The following is a 23471-nucleotide window of genomic DNA, read 5'->3' as shown; positions in this document are numbered from 1 at the left end:
GGGCCCTTCCGGCGTTTCCGACTCTATCAGATCCTTTCGGCGTCTGATTCCCAGTCAGCGGGGTTTGTCTTCCCGGCTGTTGGGCCGTTCCGACGTCTCAAACCTTAGCGGATTCCTTCGGCGACTCATAATCGAGTCGTTCGAATTGAATTTCGGCATGCCGGAATTCATCCCGTGAGGGAGATCGTGCTGGGTTGAGGTGCCGCTATCGCGGCGGGATGGCTGTCGCAGAACCGTTCCGGCTCCGTGACAACTCGGAGAACACTACGCGTCCCCCAGGGGGGTGTCAACCCCCCTCCGGTGACGTCCTCAGTCCAGGTCGGAGAGCCTGCCGCCGGCGTCCGGCTGGGTCAGCTCCACCCTGCGCAGGAGGCGGATCAGGGCGTCGCCGAGGAGGCCCCGCTCCTCGGGTTCGAGGTCCTGGAGGAGCTTCTCCTCGAAGTCCGTGGCCATGCGCATCGCCTCCAGCCACTTCGTACGGCCCTCGTCCGTGAGCTCGACGATCACGCGGACGCGGTTGTTCTCGTCGCGGTCGCGGGTCACCAGGCCCTCGCCGGCCATGCGGTCGATGCGGTGGGTCATGGCGGCCGGGGTGAGGCCGAGGCGCTTGGCGAGCTCGCCGGGGCCCAGTCGGTAGGGGGCGCCGGAGAGGACGAGGGTCTTGAGGACCTCCCACTCGGCGTTGCTGATGCCGAGGTCGGCGAGCTGGCGGCCGTACGCCACGTTCATCCGGCGGTTCAGCCGGCCGAGCGCGGAGACCACCTTCTCCACCTGGGGGTCCAGGTCGCGGTACTCGCGCTGATACGCGGCGATCTGCTCGTCGAGCGTCGGCTCCTGCGGCTCTTGCGAGGCGGACCGCTCCGGGGTGTCGGACATGGGGGCGAGTATTCCACGGTCCTCGTTGGCGTTGAAGTCCTTCTATGTGTACTGTTAAGGATCGAACTTTAGGATTTAAGTCTTCAGGGTTCAGGCGTACAGGGGTGAACCCGGGCCGGACCCGCGACCGAAGTGGGTGAGTGTGACCAAGGCGAGGGGCGCTGCGATGCGCCGGATTCAGGCAGGCAGCGCGCTGAGCGCGTTCGGACTCGGCTTCACCGTGCCGTACCTCTATGTGTACGTGGCGCAGGTGCGGGATCTGGGCGCGACGACCGCAGGTGTGGTGCTGGCCGTCTTCGCCATGGCCGCACTCGTGGTGCTGCCGTTCAGCGGGCGGGCGATCGACCGGCGCGGGCCCGTGCCCGTGCTGCTCGTCGCCTCCGGTCTCGCCGCGGTCGGCGCCGTGGGGATGGGGCTCGCGTCGAACGTGCCGGCGGCGGTGGGTGCCGCCGCGCTGCTCGGCGCGGGGACCGCGGTGCTCCAGCCGGCGCTCGCCACGATGATCGTGTGGTGCTCCGAGCCCGCCGGGCGGACCCGTGCCTTCGCGCTCCAGTTCTTCCTGCAGAACCTCGGTCTGGGTGTCGGCGGTCTGATCGGCGGCCAGCTCGTCGACGTGAGCCGGCCCGACAGCTTCCTGCTGCTGTTCTCGATCGAGGCCGTGATGTTCCTGGTCCTCGCCGCGGTCGTCGGCACCGTGCGGATGGCCGGTTCGCCGGCCTTCCAGGGCGCGCGGCCCGCCGAGGGCGGCAAGGGCGGCGGGGTCCGGGCGCTGCTCGGCCACAAGGCGATGGTCCAGCTGTGCGTGCTCGGCTTCGTCCTCTTCTTCGCCTGCTACGGACAGTTCGAGTCGGGTCTGGCCGCGTACGGCACCGAGGCCGCGGGCATCGCGCCATCGACGCTCGGCATCGCGCTCGCCGCCAACACGGCGGTGATCGTGCTGGCGCAGTTCCTGGTGCTGAAGTTCGTGGAGCGTCGCAAGCGCACCCGGGTGATCGCGGCCGTGGGTCTGATCTGGGCGGTGGCGTGGCTCATCGCCGGGTACGCGGGCCTCGGGCACGGCAGCCAGGCGATGGCGACGGCGGCGTTCGTGTCCACGTACGCGCTGTTCGGGCTCGGCGAGGCGATGCTGTCGCCGACCGTGGCCCCGCTGGTCGCGGATCTGGCGCCGGAGTCGATGGTGGGCTCGTACAACTCGGCCTTCGCCCTGGTGAAGCAGCTGGCGCTGGCGGTCGGTCCGGCGGTGGGCGGTCCGATGGGGGCGTCGCTGCACGGCCCGTACATCGTGACCTTCGTGCTCTTCTCGCTCCTCGTCACGGTCCTCGCGGTGCGGCTCGGCAAGCAGCTCACGCCGGTGCAGAACCAGCCCGCCCTGGCCGCCAAGCCGTCCCGGATCGTGGTGCGGCACGAGCCGGAGAAGGAGACCGCCGCCGCCTAGGCGCGCACCCGTCGCGTACGGGTCGCGTATCTACTCGCGGAGGGCGAATTCGCACCACACCGCTTTGCCGCCGCCGGGAGTGCGGCGGCTGCCCCAGGACGAGGCGATCGTCGCGATGATGGAGATCCCGCGACCCGCCTCGTCCTCCGTTTCCGCCCTGCGGCGGCGCGGGAGGTGGTCGTCGCCGTCGGTGACCTCGATGATCAGGCGGCGGTCCGTGCGGCGCAGCCGCAGGCGCATGGGCGGGGTGCCGTGCTGGAGGCTGTTGGCGACGAGCTCGCTGGTGGCGAGGACGCCGAGGTCGCGGAGTTCGACGGGGAAGCGCCAGGAGGAGAGGACTCCGGAGGCGAAGGCACGCGCGCGTGGGGCGGCCTCGACGCCGCCGAGGAGTTCCAGGGCGGCGTTGTGGAAGAGCTCGGCGTCGGCGCCGTCGCGGGCGGGGTGCTGGACGACGAGGACGGCGACGTCGTCGTCGTGCTCGGCGGTGACGCCGAGGGCGCGGAGGAGCCGGCCGCAGATCACCTGGGGGGTGCCGCTGGCGCCGGCGAGCGCGCGGGCGAGGGCGTCGACGCCCTCGTCGATGTCCTCGCGGCGGCGCTCGACCAGGCCGTCGGTGTAGAGGACGGCGGTGGAGCCGGGGGGCAGGGCGATGGAGCCGGAGGCGTGCAGCCAGCCGCCGGTGCCGAGCGGGGGTCCGGTGGGGTCGCCGGCCTTGCGGACGGTGCCGTCCTCGTCGCGGACGAGGATCGGGAGGTGGCCGGCGGAGGCGTAGACGAGCTTGCCCTCGTTGGGGTCGTGGACGGCGTAGACGCAGGTGGCGATCTGGCTGGCGTCGATCTCGGCGGCGAGGCCGTCGAGGAGCTGGAGGACCTCGTGCGGGGGCAGGTCCAGGCGGGCGTAGGCGCGGACGGCGGTGCGGAGCTGGCCCATGACGGCGGCGGCGCGGACGCCGCGGCCCATGACGTCGCCGATGACGAGGGCGGTGCGGCCGGCGCCGAGGGTGATGACGTCGTACCAGTCGCCGCCGACGGCGGCGTCGGCGACGCCGGGCTGGTAGGTGGCGGCGATCCGCAGGTCGTCGGGCTGTTCCAGCTCCTGCGGGAGGAGCGAGCGCTGGAGGGTGACGGCGGTCTCGCGGTGACGGCGCTCGCTGGCGCGGAGCCGCTCGGCGGCCTCGGCGTGGTCGGTGACGTCGGCGGCGTGGACGAGGACGCCGGCGCCGTCGAGGTGCGGGCTGTCGACGGGGAGGCAGGTGACGGTGTACGAGCCGCCGCTCTCGGTGCGGCGGGACTTCACGGTGCGGGGCTTGCCGCTGCGCAGGACCTGGTCGAGGAGGGGCAGCAGGCCGAGCTCCTCGGCCTCGGGGCAGGTGGCGGCGACGGTGGCGCCCGGGGTGCGGGGGCCGAAGGCGGAGGCGTACGCCTCGTTGACGTACGCGATGCGGTGCTCGGGGCCGTACACGAGGGCGACGAGACCGGGGAGGCGGCCGAGGAGGTCCCGTACGGAGAAGTCCTCCAGGGCGGGGACCTCGGTGTCCACGGTGGACTCCGCGTCGGCGGCGGTGCCCTCGGCGGGGTGCTCCGACCGGGGACCGTACTCACCGCGGGCTGCGGGCACGGAGCCTTCGGTCCCCCGGGCCGCGCGGCGCTGCGTGCCGGGGAGCCGGGCGCTCCAACGGGTGAAGTTCACGGATCTGTATGCCTCGTGGTGTCGGTGCCGTGCGGAGTCACGCTGTGCAGGTGTGAGCCCACCTATGGTCACACGTCCAGTGTGGACGAGTGCACTGACAGTGATGTCAGGAGGACGCCCCGTCGTTCCCTTCGGGGCGGGGTCCGGGGGGTGGGGGCGGGGGTGGTGCGGCCGCGAGTTCGAATTCGGCCCTGGGGTGTTCCAGGGAGCCGAGGGAGACGATCTCGCGCTTGAAGAGGCCGGAGAGGGTCCATTCGGCGAGGACGCGGGCCTTGCGGTTCGCGGTGGGCATCCGGCTGAGGTGGTAGGCGCGGTGCATGAGCCAGGCCGGGTATCCCTTGAGTTTGCGGCCGTACACGTGGGCGACGCCCTTGTGGAGGCCGAGGGAGGCGACGGAGCCCGCGTACGCGTGCGCGTACTCCTTGAGCGGGCGGCCGCGGAGGGAGGCGGCGAGGTTCTCGGCGAGGACCTTGGCCTGGCGGACGGCGTGCTGGGCGTTGGGCGCGCAGGGGGTGCCGGGTTCCTTCGCGGTGAGGTCGGGGACGGTGGCGGCGTCGCCGGCCGCCCACGCGTGGGGGGTGTCCGCGACGGTGAGGTGGGCGGTGCAGCGGATCCGGCCGCGTTCGTCGCGGGGGAGGTCGGTGGCGGCGAGGACGGGGGCGGGCTTGACCCCGGCGGTCCAGACGACGGTGCGGGTGGGCAGGCGGGTGCCGTCGCTGAGGACGGCGACGCGGTCCTCGCAGCCGTCGAGGCGGGTGTTGAGGCGGACGTCGATGTTCCGGCCGCGGAGCTCGCGGATCGCGTAGCCGCCCATCTCGTCGCCGACCTCCGGGAGGATCCGGCCGGCGGCTTCGACGAGGACCCATCTCAGGTCCTCGGGCTTGACGTTGTGGTAGTAGCGGGTGGCGTAGCGGGCCATGTCCTCCAGCTCGGCGAGGGCCTCCACGCCCGCGTACCCGCCGCCGACGAAGACGAACGTGAGGGCGGCGTCGCGGAGGGCCGGGTCGCGGGTGGAGGAGGCGATGTCGAGCTGTTCCAGGACGTGGTTGCGCAGGCCGATCGCCTCCTCGACGGTCTTGAATCCGATGCCGTGCTCGGCGAGGCCGGGGACCGGGAGGGTGCGGGAGACCGAGCCGGGGGCGAGGACGAGTTCGTCGTAGGTGAGGGCGACCGGGCCCGCGCCCTCCTCGTCGGTGGCGAGGGTGGTGAGGATCGCGGTGCGCTTGGCGTGGTCGATGGACTCGACCTCGCCGATGAGGAGGCGGCAGCGGTCCAGGACGCGGCGGAGCGGGACGACGACGTGGCGCGGCGAGAGCGAGCCGGCGGCGGCCTCGGGGAGGAACGGCTGGTACGTCATGTACGGGTCGGGGGTGACCACCACGATCTCGGCCGTGCCGCCACCGAGCTCGGCCCTGAGCTGCCGCTGGAGGCGCAGCGCGGTGTACATGCCGACGTAGCCACCGCCGACCACGAGAATGCGCGCAGGTTCGGTCACCGTCCCATGAGGCATCGCCGTCCGGGGTTTGTCCACAGGCCCGGCGAATTGTGTGACCGGAGGGGTGCGGAGGCGCGGGGTGGCGCGCGCGAGGCGTCCGCGTGCAACGGCGCAGGTCACGGCGGGCGTGGGTGGTGAGCAGGGTGGTGCGAAACGGGCGGCTCCGGCGCCTTGCTCCGATCGGGGGGCGCACCATCCGGAGCTGCCCCTTCTGAATTGACCCGGACTCAACTATGTTCGTAGTTCGTCGGGGTGTCGGGTCGGCGTGCGCGCGGACCGCTTGCGCACATCGGCCGGGAGCCCCGTATCAGGGCGGGGAGTCTCCGGGGGGAGACATCATGAGCGGGGGAACGCTTATGCAGATTCAGGATTCTCGTTGGCAGTCCGTCGTCGGCGCCGAGCGCGACGACAGGGTTGCGGGGGCCGTGGCCTCCGTGCCGGCGGCCGGTGGCGCGCTGACCGGCGGCACCGTCGCGGGCGCGGGCACGGTCGTGAACGGCGCGGCCGCCGGTGGCCGCGCGGCGCCGCTGCGGGTGGACGCGCAGCGCAATCTGGAGCACGTGCTCCGCGCGGCGCGCGAGGTCTTCGGCGAACTCGGTTACGGGGCGCCGATGGAGGACGTGGCGCGGCGGGCCCGCGTGGGCGTGGGCACGGTGTACCGGCGCTTCCCCAGCAAGGACGTGCTGGTGCGGCGGATAGCCGAGGAGGAGACCGCGCGGCTGACCGAGCAGGCGCGGGCCGCCCTTGGCCAGGAGGACGAGCCGTGGTCGGCGCTCTCGCGCTTCCTGCGGACGTCGGTGGCCTCGGGTGCCGGGCGGCTGCTGCCGCCGCAGGTGCTGCGGGTCGGCGCGGACGAGCCGGTGCCGCCGGTGGACGACACCGAGGGCGGGGCCCGGGTGCCGTACCAGCGGGGGCTCGGCGAGCAGGCCGACGCGCGCGTGGTGGCGCCCCGGGCGGTTCCGTCGGGCGAGCGGGACGACGCCGGCGCGGCGGAGCTCCTGGAGGTCGTCGGCCGGCTGGTCGACCGGGCCCGTGAGGCGGGTGAGCTGCGGACGGACGTGACCGTGGCCGACGTCCTGCTGGTCATCGCCACCTCGGCCCCGGCGCTGCCGGACGCGGCCCAGCAGGCTGCGGCCTCGGCCCGGCTCCTGGACATCCTCCTGGAGGGTCTGCGCTCGCGGTAGCGGCCGGCCGGCCGCCGGTCTCGCCTGCCGGTCCGCCGGGCCTCTGGGCCGGGCGGACCAAGGAGCATGACACGAACGCGTGAGCGGTTACGCCGGGATGCGGGAAGTCGCCCCGGACGGGTGGTATGTGGACGCGGCGCTTCGGCATGCCCGCGTCGTGTGGCACTCTTGCCCGGTGTTCGGGTCTGCGCAGGCGTACGGGGGCTTCCGCGATGAGCGGTGACGGTCGGGACGATCCGCTGAACGGCGGCGGCGCCACGGAGACCCCGGGCCCGGCGGCCGGGCACGTACCGAGCCAGGGAGGCCCCGGCGGCTCCCCTGGAGCACCGCACGGCCCGGGCGAACCGAGCGTGCCGCAGCAGCGCGAGGCGTCCTCCGCGGGCGCCGCACCCGTCGCCGTACCCGCGCCCGTCGGCCCGTCCGGCGGGGACCTGACGGATGACGACGGCGAGGGCGAGGGCGAGGGCGTGCTGCCGCCGCCCCGGGAGCTCGCGCCGTCCGACGCCGATCTGATCCGGCGCATGCGGGACGGCGACGACTCCGCGTACGAGGAGCTGTTCCGCCGCCACTCGGAGGCCGTACGCCGCTACGCCAGGACCTGCTGCCGGGACGCGCACACCGCCGACGACCTCACCGCCGAGGTCTTCGCCCGCACCCTCCAGGCCGTGCGCGGCGGCGCCGGGCCCGAACAGGCCGTCCGCGCCTACCTGATGACCACCGTCCGGCGGGTCGGCGCCGCCTGGGCCAAGACCCAGAAGCGCGAGCACCTCGTCGAGGACTTCGCCGTCTTCGCCGCCGACGCCGCCCGCTCCTCCGAGGTCTCCGACCAGACGGTGTCTTTCGGAGCGGGCATGGACCTCGGCGCCGAGGTCCGGGCCATGCAGGAGGCCGAACAGTCGCTGGCCATGCAGGCGTTCCGCTCGCTGCCCGAGCGCTGGCAGGCCGTCCTGTGGCACACCACCGTCGAGGAGGAGTCGCCCAGCGAGGTCGCCCCCCTCTTCGGGCTCACCGCCAACGCCACCGCCGTGCTCGCCAGCCGCGCCCGCGAGGGCCTCAAGCAGGCCTACCTGCAGGCGCACGTCAGCCAGGCGCTCACGGCCGGCGGCGACTGCGCGCAGTACGCCGACCGGCTCGGCGCCTACGCGCGCGGCGGGCTGCGGATGCGGGCCGAGCGCGGCCTGCGCAAGCACCTCGACGAGTGCGCCAAGTGCCGGGTCGCCGCCGGCGAACTCGCCCACGTCAACGCCGGGATCCCGGCGCTCCTCCCGGTCGCGGTCATCGGCTGGTTCGCCGCCGGGTACTCCCTCAAGGCCGCCGGCATCGTCGCCGGAGGCGCGGTGGGCGCGGCCGGCGCGGGCGCCGCGGCGGCCGCCACCGGCGGGACGACGTCCGGCGCCGCCTCCGGCGGGGCCGCCGCCGAGGGGCTCGGCGCGCCCGCGAAGGCCGGGATCGCCGCCGCCGCGGCGGTCGCCGCCGCGGCCGGGCTCGTCTGGGCGATGACCGGCGACCCGCAGCCCGTCGCCGCGCCGAAGCCGCTGCCGACGACCGCCGCCCCCACGACTCCGGCCCCTCCCCCGCCGCCGAAGCCCGCGCCCAAGCCCGAGCCCGTGGTTCCTCCCGCGCCGAAGCCGAAGCCGGTCGTGACGACGCCCCCGCCGGCGCCCGAGCCCGTCGTGAAGCCGAAGCCCAAGCCGAAGCCGGTGGTGAAGCCGGTGGTCAAGCCCTCGCCGACCCCGACGCCGAAGCCGACGCCCCCGCCGCCCAGCCCCACGACGCCGACCCCCACCCCGCCGCCGACGACGCCTCCCCCGCCGCCCCCGCCCGCCTTCTACCAGGTCGACGAGCTGGAGTACGAGGCCTTCGGCGACGGCAGCAAGCCCGAGGTCGTCCAGGAGGGCGGCACCTGGATGTGGACGCGCAACGGCATGTCGATCAGCGACAGCACCTACGCGTACGGCGTCAGCGTCCACGCCCCGTCCTCGCTGCTCATCCGCCTCAACCGGCAGTGCACCGGCTACGACGCGATGGTCGGCGTCGACGACCTCAGCGCCCCGCTCGGCCCCGGCGGCGTCCGCTTCTCCGTCTACGGGGACGGGGAGCGGCTCTGGCGCTCCCCCGTGCTCCGGCCGGGCGACCCGGCGCTCCCGGTCCACGTCGACATCGCCGGCCGCTCCACGATGCGGCTCGTGGTGGAGGAGCACACGCCCTTCGGGCGGGCCGCCGTCGCCGACTGGGCGGAGTCCCGGATCAGCTGCTCCTGACCGGGCCCCCGGCACCGGCGGCGTACGGTTCGAGCAGGGCCAGTACGGCCTCGGGGCCGAGGTCCGCGCCGGCCGCGCGGGCGGCGGCGAGTCCTTCCTCGCCGAGCGCGGTCCGGCAGGCGGCGGCGATCTCCTCGGCCTCGCGCCGTTCGGGCACCGAGCGGGGGACGTCCTGCCGCCAGGTGCCGACGGCGGCGGCCACACGCGCGCACCGGGCGGCGTCGCCGGCCCGGTGCAGGGCGTAGACGAGCCCCTCGCCGAGGCTGATCACGATGATGTCCGCGCAGTGGCCGGTGAGGGCGGCGCGCAGGACCTCGGCGGCGGTGGTGACGGCCGCCGCGCCCGCGCCCTCCTGGGCCTCGATGCGGGCGACGAAGCCGTCCAGGGCGATGGTGAAGTGCGGCGGCGGGGTGCCGCCGCGGACATGGGCGCCGGCCGAGGAGATCGCGGCACGCGCGCGTGCGGGGTCGTTCCGGTCGAGGGCGAGGACCGCGCGCATGAAGTCCACGTAGGCGAGGGCGTCCTGGAGCCGCAGCCGCTCGGACTCCCGGGCGGCCTCTTCGAGGCCGCGCTCGGCGGCGGCCGAGTCGCCGTCGCGGTAGGCCAGTTCGGCGAGCCGGGCGACGAGGAACGGGGCCTCGGCGTGGGCGCCGACCTCGCGGGCGAGCGCCAGGGCCTCCTCGTACGCCTGCCTGGCCTCCTCGCGGCGGCCCCGCATCATGTTGGCCTCGGCGGCGGCGGAGGCGACCTGGGCGCCCATCCAGCGGTCGCCGACCTTGCGGGTGAGGACGCGGAGTTCGGCGAGGTCCTCGTCGACGCCCTGCATGCCGCCGGGCATGTCCACGATCATGTGGGTGCGGAACATCAGGCTCACCCCGACCTCCCAGTCGCCGCCGTACCGACGGCAGACCTCGACGCCGGTGTCGAGGAGGGCGCGGACCGTCGCCGGCTCCTCGGTGAGGTACGCGGTGAACGGCCAGAGCAGGCCGGGGAAGCGGGCGGACTCGGGGCCGGGGTCCTCGCCGAAGGCGTCCCGGACGCGGCGGACCAGCGCGAGCGCCTCCGCGTCCTCGCGGAGGTCGCCGGTGTACATGTGCTCGTCCTCCATGCCGAGGAAGAACGACAGCATCCGCAGGTGCATGCGCGGCCAGTGGCGGGGGTCGGCCCGGTCGTCCGGGTCCTCCCCGAGGGCGAGGGCGCGCCGGGTCCAGGCCAGGCCCTCCGGGCGGTAGTTGCGCAGCCACCAGAACCAGCCCATGGCGAAGACCAGCCGGAGTCCGGCGGCCTCGTCGGGGGTCGCGAGGAGGGTGCGGTGGAGGGCGGCCCTGATGTTGTCGAGGTCCCGCTCGATCCGGTCGATCCAGGGCAGCTGCTCACCGGAGCGCAGCTTCGGCTCGGCCTCCTCCGCGAGGGCCGTGAAGTGCGCGGTGTGGGCGGCCTCGGCGGCGGCGAGCAGCTCCGGGGTCTCGGCGGCGCGCTCGGCGGCGTACTCGTGGATGGTCTCCAGGAGGCGGTAGCGCATGGCGCCGTCGTCGGTGGGTGCGGCGACGACGAGGGACTTGTCGACCAGGGCGCCGAGGGTGGTGAGGGTGGTGGTCCCCGGGGCGGGGTCGTCGACGGCCTCGGCCGCGGGGAGGTCCCAGCCTCCGGTGAGGACGGAGACCCGGCGGAGCAGGGCGCGCTCGGCCGGGTCGAGGAGGTCCCAGGACCAGTCGACGACCGCGCGGAGGGTCTGTTGCCGGGGCAGCAGGGTGCGGGCGCCGGAGCTGAGGAGCCGGAAGCGGTCGTCGAGCCGGTCCGCGATCTGGCGCGGGGTGAGCAGCCGCAGCCGTGCGGCGGCCAGTTCGATGGCGAGGGGCAGGCCGTCGAGGCGGCGGCAGATCTCCGCGACGGCCTCGGCGGCGCCCGCCTCGCGCGCGTGGTCCCGGTCGAAGGCGGGGTGGACGGCCCGGGCCCGCTCGGCGAAGAGCCGGTGCGCGGGGGCGGGCGGCAGGGGCTCGACCGGGCGGACGGTCTCGCCGGGGACGCCGAGCGGTTCGCGGCTGGTGGCGAGGATCCGCAGGTCAGGGCAGTGCGCGAGGAGCGTCTCGGTGAGGGCCGCGGCGGCGTCGACGACGTGCTCGCAGTTGTCGAGGACGAGGAGGAGGCCGGGGCGGCGGGCGAGGTGCTCGACGAGGTGGGCGGTGGGGTCGTCCTGGAGCGCGGTGCCGTCGCGCGTGATCAGGTTGATCTCGCGGAGGCGGAGCGCGGAGAGGACGGCGCCGGGCAGCGCGCCCGGGTCGTCGAGCGGCGCGAGCTCCGCGATCCACGCGTCGGGCCCGGCGGCCCGCCGGGCGACCTCCTCGGCGAGCCGCGTCTTCCCGGAGCCGCCGGGCCCGGTGAGCGTGACGAGCCGGAACCGCCCGAGGTCGTCCCGGAGCGCCGCGAGCTCGGGCTCGCGCCCGACGAAGGAGGTGAGCCGGGGCCGGATGTTGCCGTGCGCGGCGGGCGGTGACTGGGGGGCGGGTCCGGGGCCCGGGCCGGGGCCGGGGTAAGCGGCGGGGCCGGGGTAAGCGGCGGGGCGCGGGGGCTCTGTGGGTGCGGTGGGGGCGGTGTGGGTGGCGGGGGCCGTGGGGGTGGCGGGGGCCGTGGAGACGGTGGGTTCGGCGGGGGCCGGGTGCCCGGGGTGCTCCGGGGTGAGGAGTTCGCGGTGGAGGGCGGTCAGTTCCGGGCCCGGGTCGGTGCCGAGGGCGTCCGCGAGGATGCGGCGGGCCGACTCGTACGCGGCGAGCGCGTCCGCGTGGCGGCCCTCGGCGCGCAGGGCACGGACGAGCTGGGCGTGGAAGCCCTCGTCGTACGGGTGCGCGGCGGTGAGTCCGGACAGTTCCGGTACCAGTCCGTCGACGGCGCCGCGCCGCAGGTCGGCCTCGACGCGCCGGCGCAGGGCGGCAAGGCGCTGCGCCTCGGGGCGGATGCCCGCCGGTCCCCGCAGGTCGGCGAGGGCGGGCCCGCGGAAGAGCCCCAGGGCTTCCCTGAGGAGCGCGGCGGCCGACTCGGGGTCGCCCGCGTCGAGCCGGGCGCCGGCCTCCGCGGCGCGGCGCTCGAACACGTACAGGTCGATGTCCTCGGGGCCGGCGACGAGACGGTACCCGGGTCCGGGCGTGGCGGCGACGGCCTCCCGGCCGAGGACCCGGCGCAGCCGGCCGACGAGCGCCTGGAGCGCGGCGGGCGCGTCGAGCGGCGGCTCGTCCCCGTACACGTCGTCGACGAGCTCCCCGACCGGGACGGCCCGTCCGGCGCGCAGCGCGAGCGCGGCGAGCAGCGCGCGCAGCCGGGCACCACCCAGGGGCAGGGGGGTGCCGTCGGGGCCGAGGACCTCGGTGGTGCCGAGGAGGAGATACCGCACCGGCCCATTCTTGCCGCAGCGCACGGCGGGCGCCTCGGGGTTTCCCCGGGCGGGTCCCGGAGCCCTGAGGCGGTCAGAACGCGGCGGTGTCCAGGGTGAAGCCGAGGGGCGCGGGGAGCGGGACGTCGGTCCCCAGCTTGTGGATGGACTTGTGGGTGTAGTCGTCGCCGTCGGGCTCGGAACAGACGACGGCCTCGTGGGCCTCGCGGTCGATCATCAGATAGACGGGGATGCCGGCGCGGGCGTAGGCGCGGATCTTCAGCACGCGGTCGCGGCTCGCGGTGGACGGGGAGGCGACCTCGGCGACGAGGAGGACGGGGTCGGGGGCGTGCCACTCCTGCGGGGCGTCGAAGGAATCGCGGGGCGCGATCACAAGGTCCGGAACGACACGCACCGTGCCGTTAACCCCGGGGAGGGAGAGACCGATGCCCGTGGAATTCCGCAGGCCCTTGTCCGTCCGATGAGCGATGACCTGCTCGACCAGTTCGGTCACGATCTTCTCGTGAGGACCCTTCGCCGGAGGCACCACGTAGATCTCCCCTTCGATCAGCTCCACACGCCAGCCCTTGGGGGCCTGCGCACTGAACAGCTCGAAGGTCTCCTCGACGGTCGCGCCTTCGCGGTCGTCCGGTGCCCCGGACACGGTGTCCTCCGGAACGGGCAGCGGCATGGCCATGCTCGACCTCCTTCGCTCGGTGCGACGCTCCCAGCTTAGGACGGGCGTCGGGACCGGGTCAGGAACACGTTCACTCGAACGGGCGTGCTGTGACGTTTCACCGCGCCGGCAGCGACCGGGACGCCGGGATCAGGGGCCCCTGGACGGCGCGGGGCGCGCGCGGGGTGGCCGTGTCGGTCCAGCAGGAGCCGCGGCGGGCAAGGAGGCGGCGGAGCCAGAGTTCGGTGGAGACGAGGTCGGCGAGGCCGTCGAGGGGGACCCGCGCGCCGTCGGCGGCGGCGCGCAGCGCCTCGCGGACCGTGCCGGCCTCGATGAGCCCCGCGTCGGCGAGGAGGGGTGCCTCGAAGAGGGCCAGGAGGGTCGGGAGGGCGGCGCGCAGGCCCGCGCGCGCGGTGCCGGCGGGGACCGCGGGGTACGGGGCGCCCCAGCCCGGCGGCAGGTCGCGGATCCCGGTGTCGGCGAGGACCGTGCGCAGGACGCCGGCGCGGGCGTCGGGCTGGACGCGGAGCGCTTCGGGGAGGTCGCGGCAGGCGCGGACGACCTGGTTGTCGAGGAACGGCGCGTGCAGCCGCTGGCCGCGGATCTCGGCTGCCTGTTCCAGGACCCGGTGGTCGGCCGCCGCGCGCGCGAGGGCGGCACGCGCGCGTGCCTCGCCCGGACGCTGCACGGTCGGCGGCAGGGTGGCCGCCCGGTTGAGGCGCGCGGACACCTCGGCGAGCGCCTCGCCCGTCAGCCAGCGGGCCGCGGGACCCGGCCGGGACCAGGCGAGCGCGGAGAGCGAGGCGGCCAGCGGGCCATGGGTGTCGGCGGGGTCGCGGTTGGCGTCGAGGACGTGCCGGGCGGCGGTCTCCAGACCGGCCCGGTAGGGCGTACGGGCGAGCCTGCGCGCCGCGCGGTACACGGTGACCGGCACCAGGAAGGCGCCCGCCGACGGACCGCTCGCCTTGGCGAGGGCCGTCACCGGACGCACCAGGGAGCGGCGCCGGCGGTCCATCAGCAGGTCGGCGAGGCGCGCCGGGTGGGCGTCCAGGACCTGCCGGGCGCCGAGCCCGGTGAAGTGGTCGGCGCTGCCTCCGGCGAGGCGCCTGCGGTGCCGTTCGGCGGTGACGAGCGCGGGCCCCGGCTCGTCGGTGAGCGGTCCGTCGAGGGCTGCGTACGGGAGGGCCTCCTCGCCCGCCGCGACGACCACGTGGCGCAGCCGGGGGTCGGCCGCCAGCTCGCGGGCCCGCTCCAGTTCGGCCGTCCTGCCCGGGCCCGCCTTGGCCGCCAGGTCGTTGAAGGTGACCGCGAGCAGCCGCTCCCCCGCGTCCGCGCCGTGTCCGAGGATCGTGCCGGGTACCCCGGGCAGTCCCGCGGCGAGCAGGGCGAGGGTGGCGGAGGCGCTGCCGCCGGACAGGTCCGCGCCGATGCCGGGCACCGGGCCGGCGCCGCGGGCCGCCCGCCGGTCCGCGGGCCCCATCCCGGGGACCGGTCCGGGATCCGGCAGGGGCGCCTCGGGGGCGTGCCGGGGGGCAGTGAGCCGGGCCCGTACGGACTCCACCAGCGCGTCCCTGACCGCCTCGACGGCCTGCCGGGGCTCGGCCTGCGGCGCGGCGACGGCGAGCGAGGCCACCGTCTCGTACCCGGCGATCTCGCGGGAGCCCTCGCGCAGGATCAGCGCGTGGCCCGGCGGGACGCGGCGGACGCCCTCGTACGGGGTCGAGTCGCGCAGCGCCTCCGGGGACTCGGGGCAGGCGAGCAGGGCGGCGAGGTGGCCGATGTCGAGCTGGGCCTCCACGAGGTCGGCGAGCGGCAGGGCGGCGGTGGCGTAGGCGGTGCCGCCCTCCCAGGGGGTGTGGAAGACGGGCCGGGCGCCCGCGAGGTCGCCGGTGACCGTGACCCGGCGGCCGGCCTTGACGACGGCGGTGTAGCTGCCGGGCCAGGCCGTCAGGTGGCGCAGGGCGCCACCGCGCGCGGTGACGAGGCCGCGGCGGAGTTCGTCGTCGCCGGCGGCGCAGCAGCCGAGGACGGCGAGCCGGGTGCCGTCGTCGAGGGAGACCACCCGGACCTCGTCGGGGCGCCAGTCGCCGACCGCCCACAGCGGGTCGGGGTCTCCCCACAGGAGCTGTGCGCCCACCGGCTGCACCGTGCGCCCCCCGACGTGCCCGCCGCTCTCGGCGTAGGGGCGCGCCTGGGGCGGGATCTGGGGGTCGTACGCGCCGGGCGCGCCGTACGCACCGCGGGCGCCGTCGCTCGCTCCGGCGCGCGCCCCGGCCGGCGTGGCGTACCCCGCGGCGACACTGCTCCAGCCCACCAGCCATCGCATCGGCGCCTCCACGTCCGTTTCGGTGGGGCCATGCTGCCATGACAACGGCGCACGGGGCGGGGTCCGGGCGCACGCGCCCGAAAGCCGAATGCGCCCCTGGCATGCGCCAGTTGACCACCGGGGGAACGCGGGGTGGCGCGGGGCGCGGGGCTCCGGAGGCGGGCGGCGGCGAGCGCGCGGCGCGAAGGGTCCCGGAGGAAGGGAGGAGCCCGCCGCGGGGAGGGAGGGGGTCCGCCGTGGGGAACCGGACGGTCGCATCGGGGGCCGGACTCGGCGAAATCGGCCGATTCTCGTCCCTGTAAAGAAGTTTGACCTGTCGTCAGGCGCAGAAGGGATCACGGAAACGGCGGCCCGGCGTCTCGCCGCCCGCCCGTCCGCACCCTCGCCGGCGGATCGGCTCCCGGCAGTCCGGGAGGCGACCCGCCCCCCGGCGCCGTCCGCCGCCCGCGGGGAATGGGGCGGCGGTGTCCCCCAGCCCACCGGTGCGGGAACCGGAACATCAGGTGTTCCGTCTCCCGGCCGGACGGGCCGACCCACGCAGGACTCATCGAAGCGGCACCGCCCCCGGGCGGCGAGAGCGCACGGCCGGGCGCACGGCGCCACGGGCGGAGCACGGAGCGGCCGGCGGCCGCTTCCGGTCGGCTGGTCACACAACAATCTCGCCATACGGAACTCTGCCCCTTAACGGTGGGGATGCGGCGAACTACGCTGTGTTTACGAATGCCGCCTGCCTATGCCCGGCGTCGCGGCGGCCGTCTGGATGTCGAGGGGTGGCGTCATGTCCAGGGAGCAACGCGGGCCGAACGAGAAGCTCGGCGCCGTTCTCGCCCTCGCGGGAATCAGCAACGCCGGCCTCGCCCGGCGCGTCAACGACCTCGGTGCGCAGCGTGGACTGACCCTTCGCTATGACAAGACCTCGGTGGCCCGCTGGGTCTCCAAGGGGATGGTGCCGCAGGGCGCCGCGCCGCACCTGATCGCCGCCGCGATCGGCCAGAAGCTGGGCCGGCCCGTGCCGCTGCACGAGATCGGGCTCGCGGACGCCGACCCGGCGCCCGAGGTGGGACTCGCCTTCCCCCGGGACGTCGGGGAGGCGGTCCGCGCCGCCACCGACCTCTACCGGCTGGATCTCGCCGGCCGGCGGGCCGGCGGGGGCGGGATCTGGCAGTCGCTGGCCGGCTCGTTCTCGGTCAGCGCCTACGCGACCCCGGCCTCCCGCTGGCTGATCACCCCCGCCGACCCGTCGGTGGAGCGGAAGGCGGGCCGGCGCGGCGCCGGCGGCGGGAGCGGACACGGACCCGCCGATTCCGGGGAGCACGTGCGCGTGGGGCACAGCGACGTCGCCAAGCTCCGCGAGGCTGCGGAGGACGCGCGCAAGTGGGACTCCAAATACGGGGGCGGCGACTGGCGGTCCTCGATGGTGCCCGAGTGCTTAAGGGTGGACGCGGCGCCGCTGCTGCTCGGCTCGTACTCGGACGAGGTCGGCAGGGCGCTCTTCGGCGCGACCTCCGAACTGACCCGGCTGGCCGGGTGGATGGCCTTCGACACCGGGCAGCAGGAGGCCGCCCAGCGGTACTACATCCAGGCGCTGCGGCTCGCCCGGGCCGCCGCCGACGTGCCGCTCGGCGGGTACGTCCTCGCCTCGATGTCGCTCCAGGCCACCTACCGGGGCTTCGCCGACGAGGGCGTCGACCTCGCCCAGGCGGCGCTGGAGCGGAACCGGGGGCTCGCCACCGCCCGCACCATGTCCTTCTTCCGCCTCGTCGAGGCCCGCGCGCACGCCAAGGCCGGCGACGGGCCCGCGGCGGCGGCGGCGCTGAAGTCCGCCGAGGGGTGGCTGGAGCGCTCCCGGGACGGCGACGCCGACCCGACGTGGCTGGGCTTCTACTCGTACGACCGGTTCTGCGCGGACGCCGCCGAGTGCTACCGGGACCTCAGGATGCCGCGCGAGGTGCGGCGCTTCACCGAGCAGGCGCTGTCCCGGCCGACGGAGGAGTTCGTCCGCTCGCACGGGCTGCGGCTCGTCGTCTCGGCCGTCGCCGAGCTGGAGTCCGGCAACCTCGACGCGGCCTGCGCGGCGGGCACGCGCGCGGTGGAGGTGGCCGGCCGGATCTCCTCGGCGCGGACCACGGAGTACGTACGGGACCTGCTCCACCGCCTGGAGCCGTACGGGCACGAGCCGAGGGTCATGGAGCTGCGGGAACGGGCCAGGCCGCTGCTGGTCGCCCCGGCGTGACGGAGCGCGCGGGGGCGCGCGCGAAAGCGTGACGCGCATCCCACGACGTGGGCGTTTAGCGGGATTGTCAGTGGGCCAGTGCACTATCAGGGGTGGGAGGTGGCGCTGGTGTTTGACTGTGACGTGCTGGTGATCGGCGGCGGGATCGTCGGTCTGTCGACGGCGTACGCGCTGCAGCGCGCCGCTCCCGGCACCCGCGTCGCCGTCCTGGAGAAGGAGGACGGCCCCGCGCGCCACCAGACCGGGCGCAACAGCGGGGTCATCCACAGCGGGCTCTACTACCGGCCCGGGTCCCTGAAGGCGCGGTTCGCCGTCGAGGGCGCGGCCGAGATGGTCAAGTTCTGCGCGGAATGGGACATTCCGCACCAGGTGACCGGCAAGCTCGTCGTCGCCACCGAGCGCGAGGAGCTGCCCCGGCTGCACGCGCTGGTCCAGCGCGGGCGGGAGAACGGCATCCCGGTGCGCGAGCTCGGGCCCTCGCAGATCACCGAGTACGAGCCCCGGGTGCGGGGGCTCGCCGCGATCCACGTCGGCACGACCGGCATCGTCGACTACAAGGCGGTCGCGCGGCGGCTCGCCGAGTCCTCCGGCGCGGAGATCCTCTACGGCGCGGAGGTCACCGCGATCGACCGGCGCCCGTGGGGCGTCGCCGTGCGCACCGCCGACCAGCGGATCCTGCGCGGCAAGGTCCTGGTGAACTGCGCGGGGCTGCACTGCGACCGGATCGCGCGGCTCGCCGGGGACGACCCGGGCATGCGGATCGTCCCCTTCCGGGGCGAGTACTACGAACTGGCCGACCCCTCGCTCGTGCGGGGCCTGGTCTATCCCGTACCGGACCCCGCCTTCCCGTTCCTCGGGGTGCACCTCACGCGGGGCATCGACGGCAGCGTCCACGTCGGGCCGAACGCGGTGCCGGCGCTCGCCCGCGAGGGGTACGACTGGGGGGTCGTCCGGCCCGGCGAGCTCGGCGGCACGCTCGCGTGGCCCGGCTCCTGGAGCATCGCGCGCCGCCACTGGCGGTACGGCGCGGGCGAACTGCGCCGCTCCCTGTCCAAGCGGGCCTTCACCGAGTCGGTGCGGCGGCTGCTGCCGGGTGTGGACGAGTCCGACCTGCGGCCCACGGCGGCGGGGGTGCGGGCGCAGGCGGTGCTGCGGGACGGGACGCTGGTGGACGACTTCCTGATCCGCGAGGGTGTGCGCACGGTGCACGTCCTCAACGCGCCCTCGCCCGCGGCGACCGCGTCCCTCCCCATCGGCCGGGAAATAGCCCACCGCACGCTGAAGCTGCTGTAACCAGCCGCTCCTGTCGGCCGGCCTCCCGCCAGGACGACACCGTCGCCGCAGCCCCCCGTGTGGGCGAAGCCCGCGGTGGCGCGGGCGCGGGTCGTACCATGGGCCGCATTGTGTCTGAGCAGCGTGAGAACCACAGCGAGTCCGTCGCCCGCAGGGGCAGTCGTATGTTCGCGCCCGGAGAGGGCCCCAGCCCCGACCCCGCCGGCGCACACTTCGAGCGCCGGATCCGGAGCTTCCAGCCGCGCCGCAGCCGGGTGACGGCCGGCCAGGCCGAGGCGATGCTGAAGCGGTGGCCCGACTGGGGTCTGGACATCGACGGCAAGCGGGTGCTCGACCTCCACGAGATGTTCGGCGGACTGCCCGTCGTCCTGGAGATCGGCTTCGGGATGGGCGAGGCGACCGCGCAGATGGCCGCCGCCGACCCCGGCACCGGCATCCTCGCCGTGGACGTGCACACCCCGGGCCAGGGAAATCTGCTCGGCCTCGCCGACCGCAACGGCCTCACCAACGTCCGCGTCGCCAACGGCGACGCGATCATCCTGCTGCGCGAGATGCTCGACCCCGCCGCCCTCGACGGCTGCCGCGTCTACTTCCCGGACCCGTGGCCGAAGAAGCGGCACCACAAGCGCCGGCTGATCCAGCCCGAGTTCCTGACGCTGCTCGCGACCCGGCTGAAGCCCGGCGGGGTCCTGCACTGCGCGACGGACTGGGAGCCGTACGCGGAGCAGATGCTGGAGGTGCTCTCCGCGCACCCGGACTTCGAGAACACCGCCCCCGACGGCGGTTACGCGCCGCGCCCCGGCTTCCGGCCGCTCACCCGCTTCGAGGGCCAGGGCCTGGACAAGGGCCACGTCGTGCACGACCTGCTCTTCCGCCGGAAGTAGGAGAGCCCCCTCTCCCAACTCCGTCGCCCGTGTCGGTGGCGGTCGCTAGGGTCGAAGCGTGTCGTCACCCCTGCCGCCGTCCCCACCCCCGTCCACGCCCCCGTCCACCCCGCCCTCCACACCGCCCGAGTCCTCCTCGCCACCGGCGACCGGTCTCCTGCCCGCGCAGGCCGGGGCTCCGGCGGTCGAGAGCGACGTCCACGGCCACGTCCCCGTCCGCGAGGGGGACGAGCCGTCGTTCGCCGTGGCCGCCGACCGGCGCCAGTGGCGGTACCGGCCGCGGCGGGCCTTCTGGCGGAGCCGGATCGTCCGGGCCGTCGCCCTCATCACGCTGCTCGCGCTCTGCGCCCTGGTGATCCTGGCGCTGGTGCGCGAGCAGACCGGCACCGAGGGCTTCCTCGTCGGCCTGGGACTCGCGGTGTTCCCCGTACCGCTGCTCATGGCGGCGTTCCGCTGGCTCGACCGGGTCGAGCCGGGGCCGTGGAAGAACCTGCTGTTCGCCTTCGCGTGGGGCGCGTTCGCCGCCGCCCTGGTCGCGATCCTCGCGAACTCCTTCGCCGTCCGCTGGATCGCCACGGCGACCGCCGATCCGCGCTCGGCCGACGACCTGGGCGCCACCGTGATCGCCCCGGTGGTGGAGGAGTCCGCGAAGGCCGCCGCGATCCTGCTGCTCTTCCTCTTCCGGCGGCGGGACTTCCGGAGCCTGGTCGACGGGGTGGTGATCGCCGGTTTCACCGCGACCGGCTTCGCGTTCACCGAGAACATCCTCTACCTCGGCACCGCCTTCGGCGAGGACCAGGACCTCGGCGACGGCGGCATCGGCGCCGTCACCGCCGGCACCTTCTTCGTCCGGGTCGTGATGTCGCCGTTCGCGCACCCGCTCTTCACCGTGCTCACCGGCATCGGCTTCGGCCTGGCCGCGCTCGCCCCGCGCGGCAAGGTGCGCCGACCGCGCAAGGTGCTGCTGCCGCTCGCGGGGCTGCTGCTCGCGATGGGCGTCCACGCCCTGTGGAACGGCTCGGCGACCTTCGGCGGCCCGCTGGCCTTCTACGCGGTCTACGGCGTCTTCATGGTCCCGGCCTTCGGGCTGCTGACCTGGCTCGCCGTGTGGAGCCGGCAGAAGGAGCTGCGGACGATAGCCGGGGTGCTCCCGGCGTACGCGGCGGCCGGCTGGCTCTCCCCTGAGGAGCCGCTGGCGCTCTCCTCGATGCGGGCCCGCCGCACCGCGCGCGCGGTGGCGTCCCGTACGTACGGCAAGGCGGGCGCGCGGGCGGTCGGCGAGTACGAGTCCTTCGCGACGACCCTCGCCTTCCTGCGCGAGCGGGCCCGCCGGGGCACGGTCCCGGTGCCGGACTTCGCGGCCCGCGAGCAGGAGCTGCTGCACCACCTGTGGGCGCGCCGGACGACGGCCGCGCCGGCGCTCTCGTACGCGGCGCGGGCCACCGGCCGGGTGTGGGTGCCGCCGCAGTACCTCGACTACGGCGGCTACAACCCCTACAAGGGTTAGCCCTCGGGCGTCTCGGAGGCGGCCGTCAGGCGGGCCAGTTCCGCGTCGGTCAGCTTGAGGCCGGCGACCGCCACGAGCGCGGGGACCTGCTCGACCGTGCGGGCCGAGGCGATCGGCGCGGTGACGGTGGGGCGGGAGGCGAGCCAGGCGAGGGCGACGGTCGCGGGCTCGGCGCCGTGGGCCTCGGCGACCTCGTCGAGCGCGGCGAGCACGGCCCGGCCGCGAGCGGTCTCGGCGTGGGCGGAGGCGCCGCGGGCGCGGACGCTCTCGACGGTCCGGCCCGGCCGGTACTTGCCGGTGAGGAAGCCGGCGGCGAGACCGTAGTACGGGACGGCGGCGAGGCCGGTCTCGGCGGCGGTGTCGAGGAGCGGGCCCTCGTACTTCTCGCGGGCGACGAGGTTGTACTCGGGCTGGAGCGCCACGTACCGGGTGAGCCCCTCGGCCTCGGCGAAGTCGAGGGAGGCGCGCAGCCGCTCGGCGGAGATGTTGGAGGCGGCGACGGCCCGCACCTTGCCGTCCTTCACGAGCTGGTCGAGGGCGGTGACGATCTCCTCCACCGGCACGGACTCGTCGTCGAAGTGCGTGTAGTAGAGGTCGATGTGGTCGGTGCCGAGGCGGCGCAGGGACTCCTCCGCGCCGGCCTTGATGGTGGTGGCGGCCAGGCCCTTGAGGCGGGAGTGGTGGCCGACCTTGGTGGCGACGACGATGTCGGAGCGGTTGCCGCGGGCGGCCATCCAGCGGCCGATGATGGTCTCGGACTCCCCGCCCTCGTTGCCCTCGACCCACTCGGAGTAGACGTCGGCGGTGTCCAGGAAGTTGCCGCCCGCGGCGGCGTAGGCGTCGAGGACGGCGAAGGAGCGCTCCTCGTCGGCGCTCCACCCGAAGACGTTGCCGCCGAGGGCGAGCGGGAAGACGTTCAGGTCGGAGGTGCCCAGCGGGCGCAGGGGTGAGGACATGACGTACTCAACCCCCTGCGCCGCCGGGCGTATTCCGGTCGAGGAGCCTGAACCCCGGCCGGAACGCTCACGCGTCGGGGTCAGACCGACAGGCCCTTGGAGCGCAGCCACTCCGCCGGGTCGATGCCCGAACCGTCGGGGGTGTGAACCTCCATGTGGAGGTGGGGACCCGTGACGTTGCCGGTGGCGCCGACGCGGCCGATGGTCTCGCCGGTGGTGACGGTCTGGCCGGCGGCCACGGTCATCGAGGAGAGGTGGCAGTACCAGACCTCGGTGCCGTCCTCCAGCTCCAGGACGATCCGGTAGCCGTACGAGCCGGACCAGCCGGCCGACTTGATGGTGCCGCCGTGCACCGCCTTGAGCGGGGTGCCGGTGGGGGCGGCGAAGTCGAGGCCGGTGTGGTAGCCGGAGGACCACATCGAGCCGGACTGCATGTAGGTGGAGGTGAGCGTGTAGGAGGAGAGCGGCATGGAGTAGCTGGCGGCCAGCTGGGCGAGCCGCTCGGCCTCCGCCTTCTCGGCGGCGATGCGCTCGGCCTCGGCCTTCTCCGCGGCGAGCCGCTCCGCCTCCGCCTTGGCCTTCTCGGCGGCGATGCGGTCGGCCTCGGCCTTCGCGGCGGCCTCGGCCTGGGCCTGGGCGTCGGCGGCGGCCTTCTCCGCGGCGGCCTTCTCGGCGGCGAGCTTCTCGGCGTCGAGGGCGGCCTGCTGCTGCTGTTCGGCCTGCTGGAGGATGCGGGCGCGCAGGGCCTCGCCGGCGTCGGCGGTGGTGGCGGTGCGCTCTTCGGCCTCGGTGCCGGCGGTGGTGTCGGCCGGGGCGGTGTACGTGACCGAGGTGAGCGGCTTCGCGGCGACGCCGCCGGCCGGGGCCGGCGCGGACTCGCGGACCGGGGCGGTCTTCTCCTCCTCGCCGCCGGGCAGGAGGTCGCCGACGCCGGGAAGGTCGTGGGCGTCCGGCAGGCCCAGGTCGGGCAGGTCGGGGAGGGAGATGGCGACGGGGGCCTTCTCCTGCGCGGTGGCGAGGCCGCCCGCGCCGACGGCGGCGATGACGCCGACGCCCAGGACGGTGGAGGAGCGGGCGAAGTTGGACCGCTGCTTCACGACCCGGTGCCGGCCGCCGGAGCGGCTCTCGGCGCGCAGGGAGCCCTCGGTCGGGTTCCACTCGCCGGGGGCGGGGGTGAAGGAGGCCGTCTCGTACGCGCCGGGCGCGAAGCCGTCCGGGTCGTCCGCGCCGACGGCACCCGGGCCGCCGAAGGGTTCGAAGGGGGCTTCGGGTACGGGGGTGTTGGACGCCAC

The 23471-nt window shown here is 75.1% G+C and carries 15 protein-coding genes; 7 read left to right on the top strand and 8 right to left on the bottom strand.

Annotation, left to right across the window (positions count from 1 at the left end):
- Positions 1-309: 309 nt before the first annotated feature.
- Complete coding sequence (locus ABZ621_RS15845; protein WP_360604667.1) at positions 310-876, bottom strand: MarR family transcriptional regulator; 567 nt, start codon at positions 874-876, stop codon at positions 310-312.
- Positions 877-1042: 166 nt separating this feature from the next.
- Here ABZ621_RS15845 and ABZ621_RS15840 point away from each other — a divergent pair, with 166 nt between their 5' ends.
- Positions 1043-2311 carry an MFS transporter gene (locus ABZ621_RS15840; RefSeq protein ID WP_360604665.1) on the top strand — a complete coding sequence of 423 codons (1269 nt, stop codon included), beginning with the start codon at positions 1043-1045 and terminating at the stop codon, positions 2309-2311.
- A 30-nt stretch (positions 2312-2341) separates the two neighbouring features.
- Here the strand turns inward: ABZ621_RS15840 and ABZ621_RS15835 are convergent, their stop codons facing one another.
- Positions 2342-4000, bottom strand: coding sequence for a SpoIIE family protein phosphatase (locus tag ABZ621_RS15835; RefSeq protein WP_360604663.1), 1659 nt, complete (start codon positions 3998-4000; stop codon positions 2342-2344).
- Positions 4001-4106: 106 nt separating this feature from the next.
- Positions 4107-5510: an NAD(P)/FAD-dependent oxidoreductase gene (locus ABZ621_RS15830; RefSeq protein WP_360604661.1), complete on the bottom strand. Its 1404-nt coding sequence runs from the start codon at positions 5508-5510 to the stop codon at positions 4107-4109.
- Positions 5511-5833: 323 nt separating this feature from the next.
- Here ABZ621_RS15830 and ABZ621_RS15825 point away from each other — a divergent pair, with 323 nt between their 5' ends.
- Entirely contained in the window at positions 5834-6679 is an 846-nt protein-coding gene (locus tag ABZ621_RS15825) for a helix-turn-helix domain-containing protein (protein ID WP_360604659.1), read from the top strand.
- A gap of 212 nt (positions 6680-6891) precedes the next feature.
- Positions 6892-8940 (top strand): sigma-70 family RNA polymerase sigma factor, encoded by a 2049-nt coding sequence (locus tag ABZ621_RS15820; protein ID WP_360604657.1) that lies wholly within the window; start codon positions 6892-6894, stop codon positions 8938-8940.
- Here the strand turns inward: ABZ621_RS15820 and ABZ621_RS15815 are convergent.
- The 3 genes from ABZ621_RS15815 to ABZ621_RS15805 all read right to left on the bottom strand — a co-directional run bounded on the left by ABZ621_RS15815 (position 8927) and on the right by ABZ621_RS15805 (position 15306).
- Positions 8927-12325, bottom strand: a complete 3399-nt coding sequence (locus ABZ621_RS15815) for a BTAD domain-containing putative transcriptional regulator (RefSeq protein WP_360604655.1) — start codon at positions 12323-12325, stop codon at positions 8927-8929. The two genes, ABZ621_RS15820 and ABZ621_RS15815, sit on opposite strands and share 14 nt — an antisense overlap.
- Before the next feature lie 73 nt (positions 12326-12398).
- Positions 12399-12995, bottom strand: coding sequence for a Uma2 family endonuclease (locus ABZ621_RS15810; protein WP_360604693.1), 597 nt, complete (start codon positions 12993-12995; stop codon positions 12399-12401).
- Positions 12996-13098: 103 nt separating this feature from the next.
- Positions 13099-15306 carry an asparagine synthase-related protein gene (locus ABZ621_RS15805; RefSeq protein ID WP_360604653.1) on the bottom strand — a complete coding sequence of 736 codons (2208 nt, stop codon included), beginning with the start codon at positions 15304-15306 and terminating at the stop codon, positions 13099-13101.
- A gap of 778 nt (positions 15307-16084) precedes the next feature.
- Between ABZ621_RS15805 and ABZ621_RS15800 the strand changes: the two genes are divergently transcribed.
- The 4 genes from ABZ621_RS15800 to ABZ621_RS15785 all read left to right on the top strand — a co-directional run bounded on the left by ABZ621_RS15800 (position 16085) and on the right by ABZ621_RS15785 (position 21223).
- Complete coding sequence (locus ABZ621_RS15800) at positions 16085-17539, top strand: MFS transporter (protein WP_360604651.1); 1455 nt, start codon at positions 16085-16087, stop codon at positions 17537-17539.
- A gap of 108 nt (positions 17540-17647) precedes the next feature.
- Positions 17648-18832: an L-2-hydroxyglutarate oxidase gene (gene lhgO / locus ABZ621_RS15795; RefSeq protein WP_360604649.1), complete on the top strand. Its 1185-nt coding sequence runs from the start codon at positions 17648-17650 to the stop codon at positions 18830-18832.
- Positions 18833-18996: 164 nt separating this feature from the next.
- Positions 18997-19716, top strand: a complete 720-nt coding sequence (gene trmB, locus ABZ621_RS15790; protein ID WP_360604691.1) for a tRNA (guanosine(46)-N7)-methyltransferase TrmB — start codon at positions 18997-18999, stop codon at positions 19714-19716.
- Between the two features lie 244 nt (positions 19717-19960).
- The gene (locus tag ABZ621_RS15785) at positions 19961-21223 is read left to right on the top strand and encodes a PrsW family intramembrane metalloprotease (protein WP_360604689.1); all 1263 of its coding nucleotides are present in this window, start codon (positions 19961-19963) and stop codon (positions 21221-21223) included.
- Here ABZ621_RS15785 and ABZ621_RS15780 read toward each other — a convergent pair.
- Both ABZ621_RS15780 and ABZ621_RS15775 read right to left on the bottom strand, forming a co-directional pair.
- Positions 21220-22179 carry an aldo/keto reductase gene (locus ABZ621_RS15780; protein WP_360604647.1) on the bottom strand — a complete coding sequence of 320 codons (960 nt, stop codon included), beginning with the start codon at positions 22177-22179 and terminating at the stop codon, positions 21220-21222. The genes ABZ621_RS15785 and ABZ621_RS15780 overlap by 4 nt on opposite strands.
- Before the next feature lie 80 nt (positions 22180-22259).
- Complete coding sequence (locus ABZ621_RS15775; RefSeq protein ID WP_360604645.1) at positions 22260-23471, bottom strand: M23 family metallopeptidase; 1212 nt, start codon at positions 23469-23471, stop codon at positions 22260-22262.

Origin of the sequence: Streptomyces sp. NPDC007863 (assembly GCF_040633895.1) — a bacterium.
In the GTDB taxonomy this organism is placed as follows: Bacteria; Actinomycetota; Actinomycetes; order Streptomycetales; family Streptomycetaceae; genus Streptomyces.
This window is presented reverse-complemented; position numbering and strand designations above follow the sequence as displayed.

Excerpts from the sequence above, each read along its gene's own strand:
- ABZ621_RS15845 (WP_360604667.1), bottom strand. The coding sequence starts at position 876 with ATGTCCGACACCCCGGAGCGGTCCGCCTCGCAAGAGCCGCAGGAGCCG.
- ABZ621_RS15780 (WP_360604647.1), bottom strand. The coding sequence starts at position 22,179 with ATGTCCTCACCCCTGCGCCCGCTGGGCACCTCCGACCTGAACGTCTTC.
- trmB (WP_360604691.1), top strand. The coding sequence starts at position 18,997 with ATGTTCGCGCCCGGAGAGGGCCCCAGCCCCGACCCCGCCGGCGCACAC.
- ABZ621_RS15830 (WP_360604661.1), bottom strand. The coding sequence starts at position 5,510 with ATGCCTCATGGGACGGTGACCGAACCTGCGCGCATTCTCGTGGTCGGC.
- ABZ621_RS15805 (WP_360604653.1), bottom strand. The coding sequence starts at position 15,306 with ATGCGATGGCTGGTGGGCTGGAGCAGTGTCGCCGCGGGGTACGCCACG.
- ABZ621_RS15810 (WP_360604693.1), bottom strand. The coding sequence starts at position 12,995 with ATGCCGCTGCCCGTTCCGGAGGACACCGTGTCCGGGGCACCGGACGAC.
- ABZ621_RS15800 (WP_360604651.1), top strand. The coding sequence starts at position 16,085 with ATGTCCAGGGAGCAACGCGGGCCGAACGAGAAGCTCGGCGCCGTTCTC.
- ABZ621_RS15820 (WP_360604657.1), top strand. The coding sequence starts at position 6,892 with ATGAGCGGTGACGGTCGGGACGATCCGCTGAACGGCGGCGGCGCCACG.
- ABZ621_RS15840 (WP_360604665.1), top strand. The coding sequence starts at position 1,043 with ATGCGCCGGATTCAGGCAGGCAGCGCGCTGAGCGCGTTCGGACTCGGC.
- ABZ621_RS15825 (WP_360604659.1), top strand. The coding sequence starts at position 5,834 with ATGAGCGGGGGAACGCTTATGCAGATTCAGGATTCTCGTTGGCAGTCC.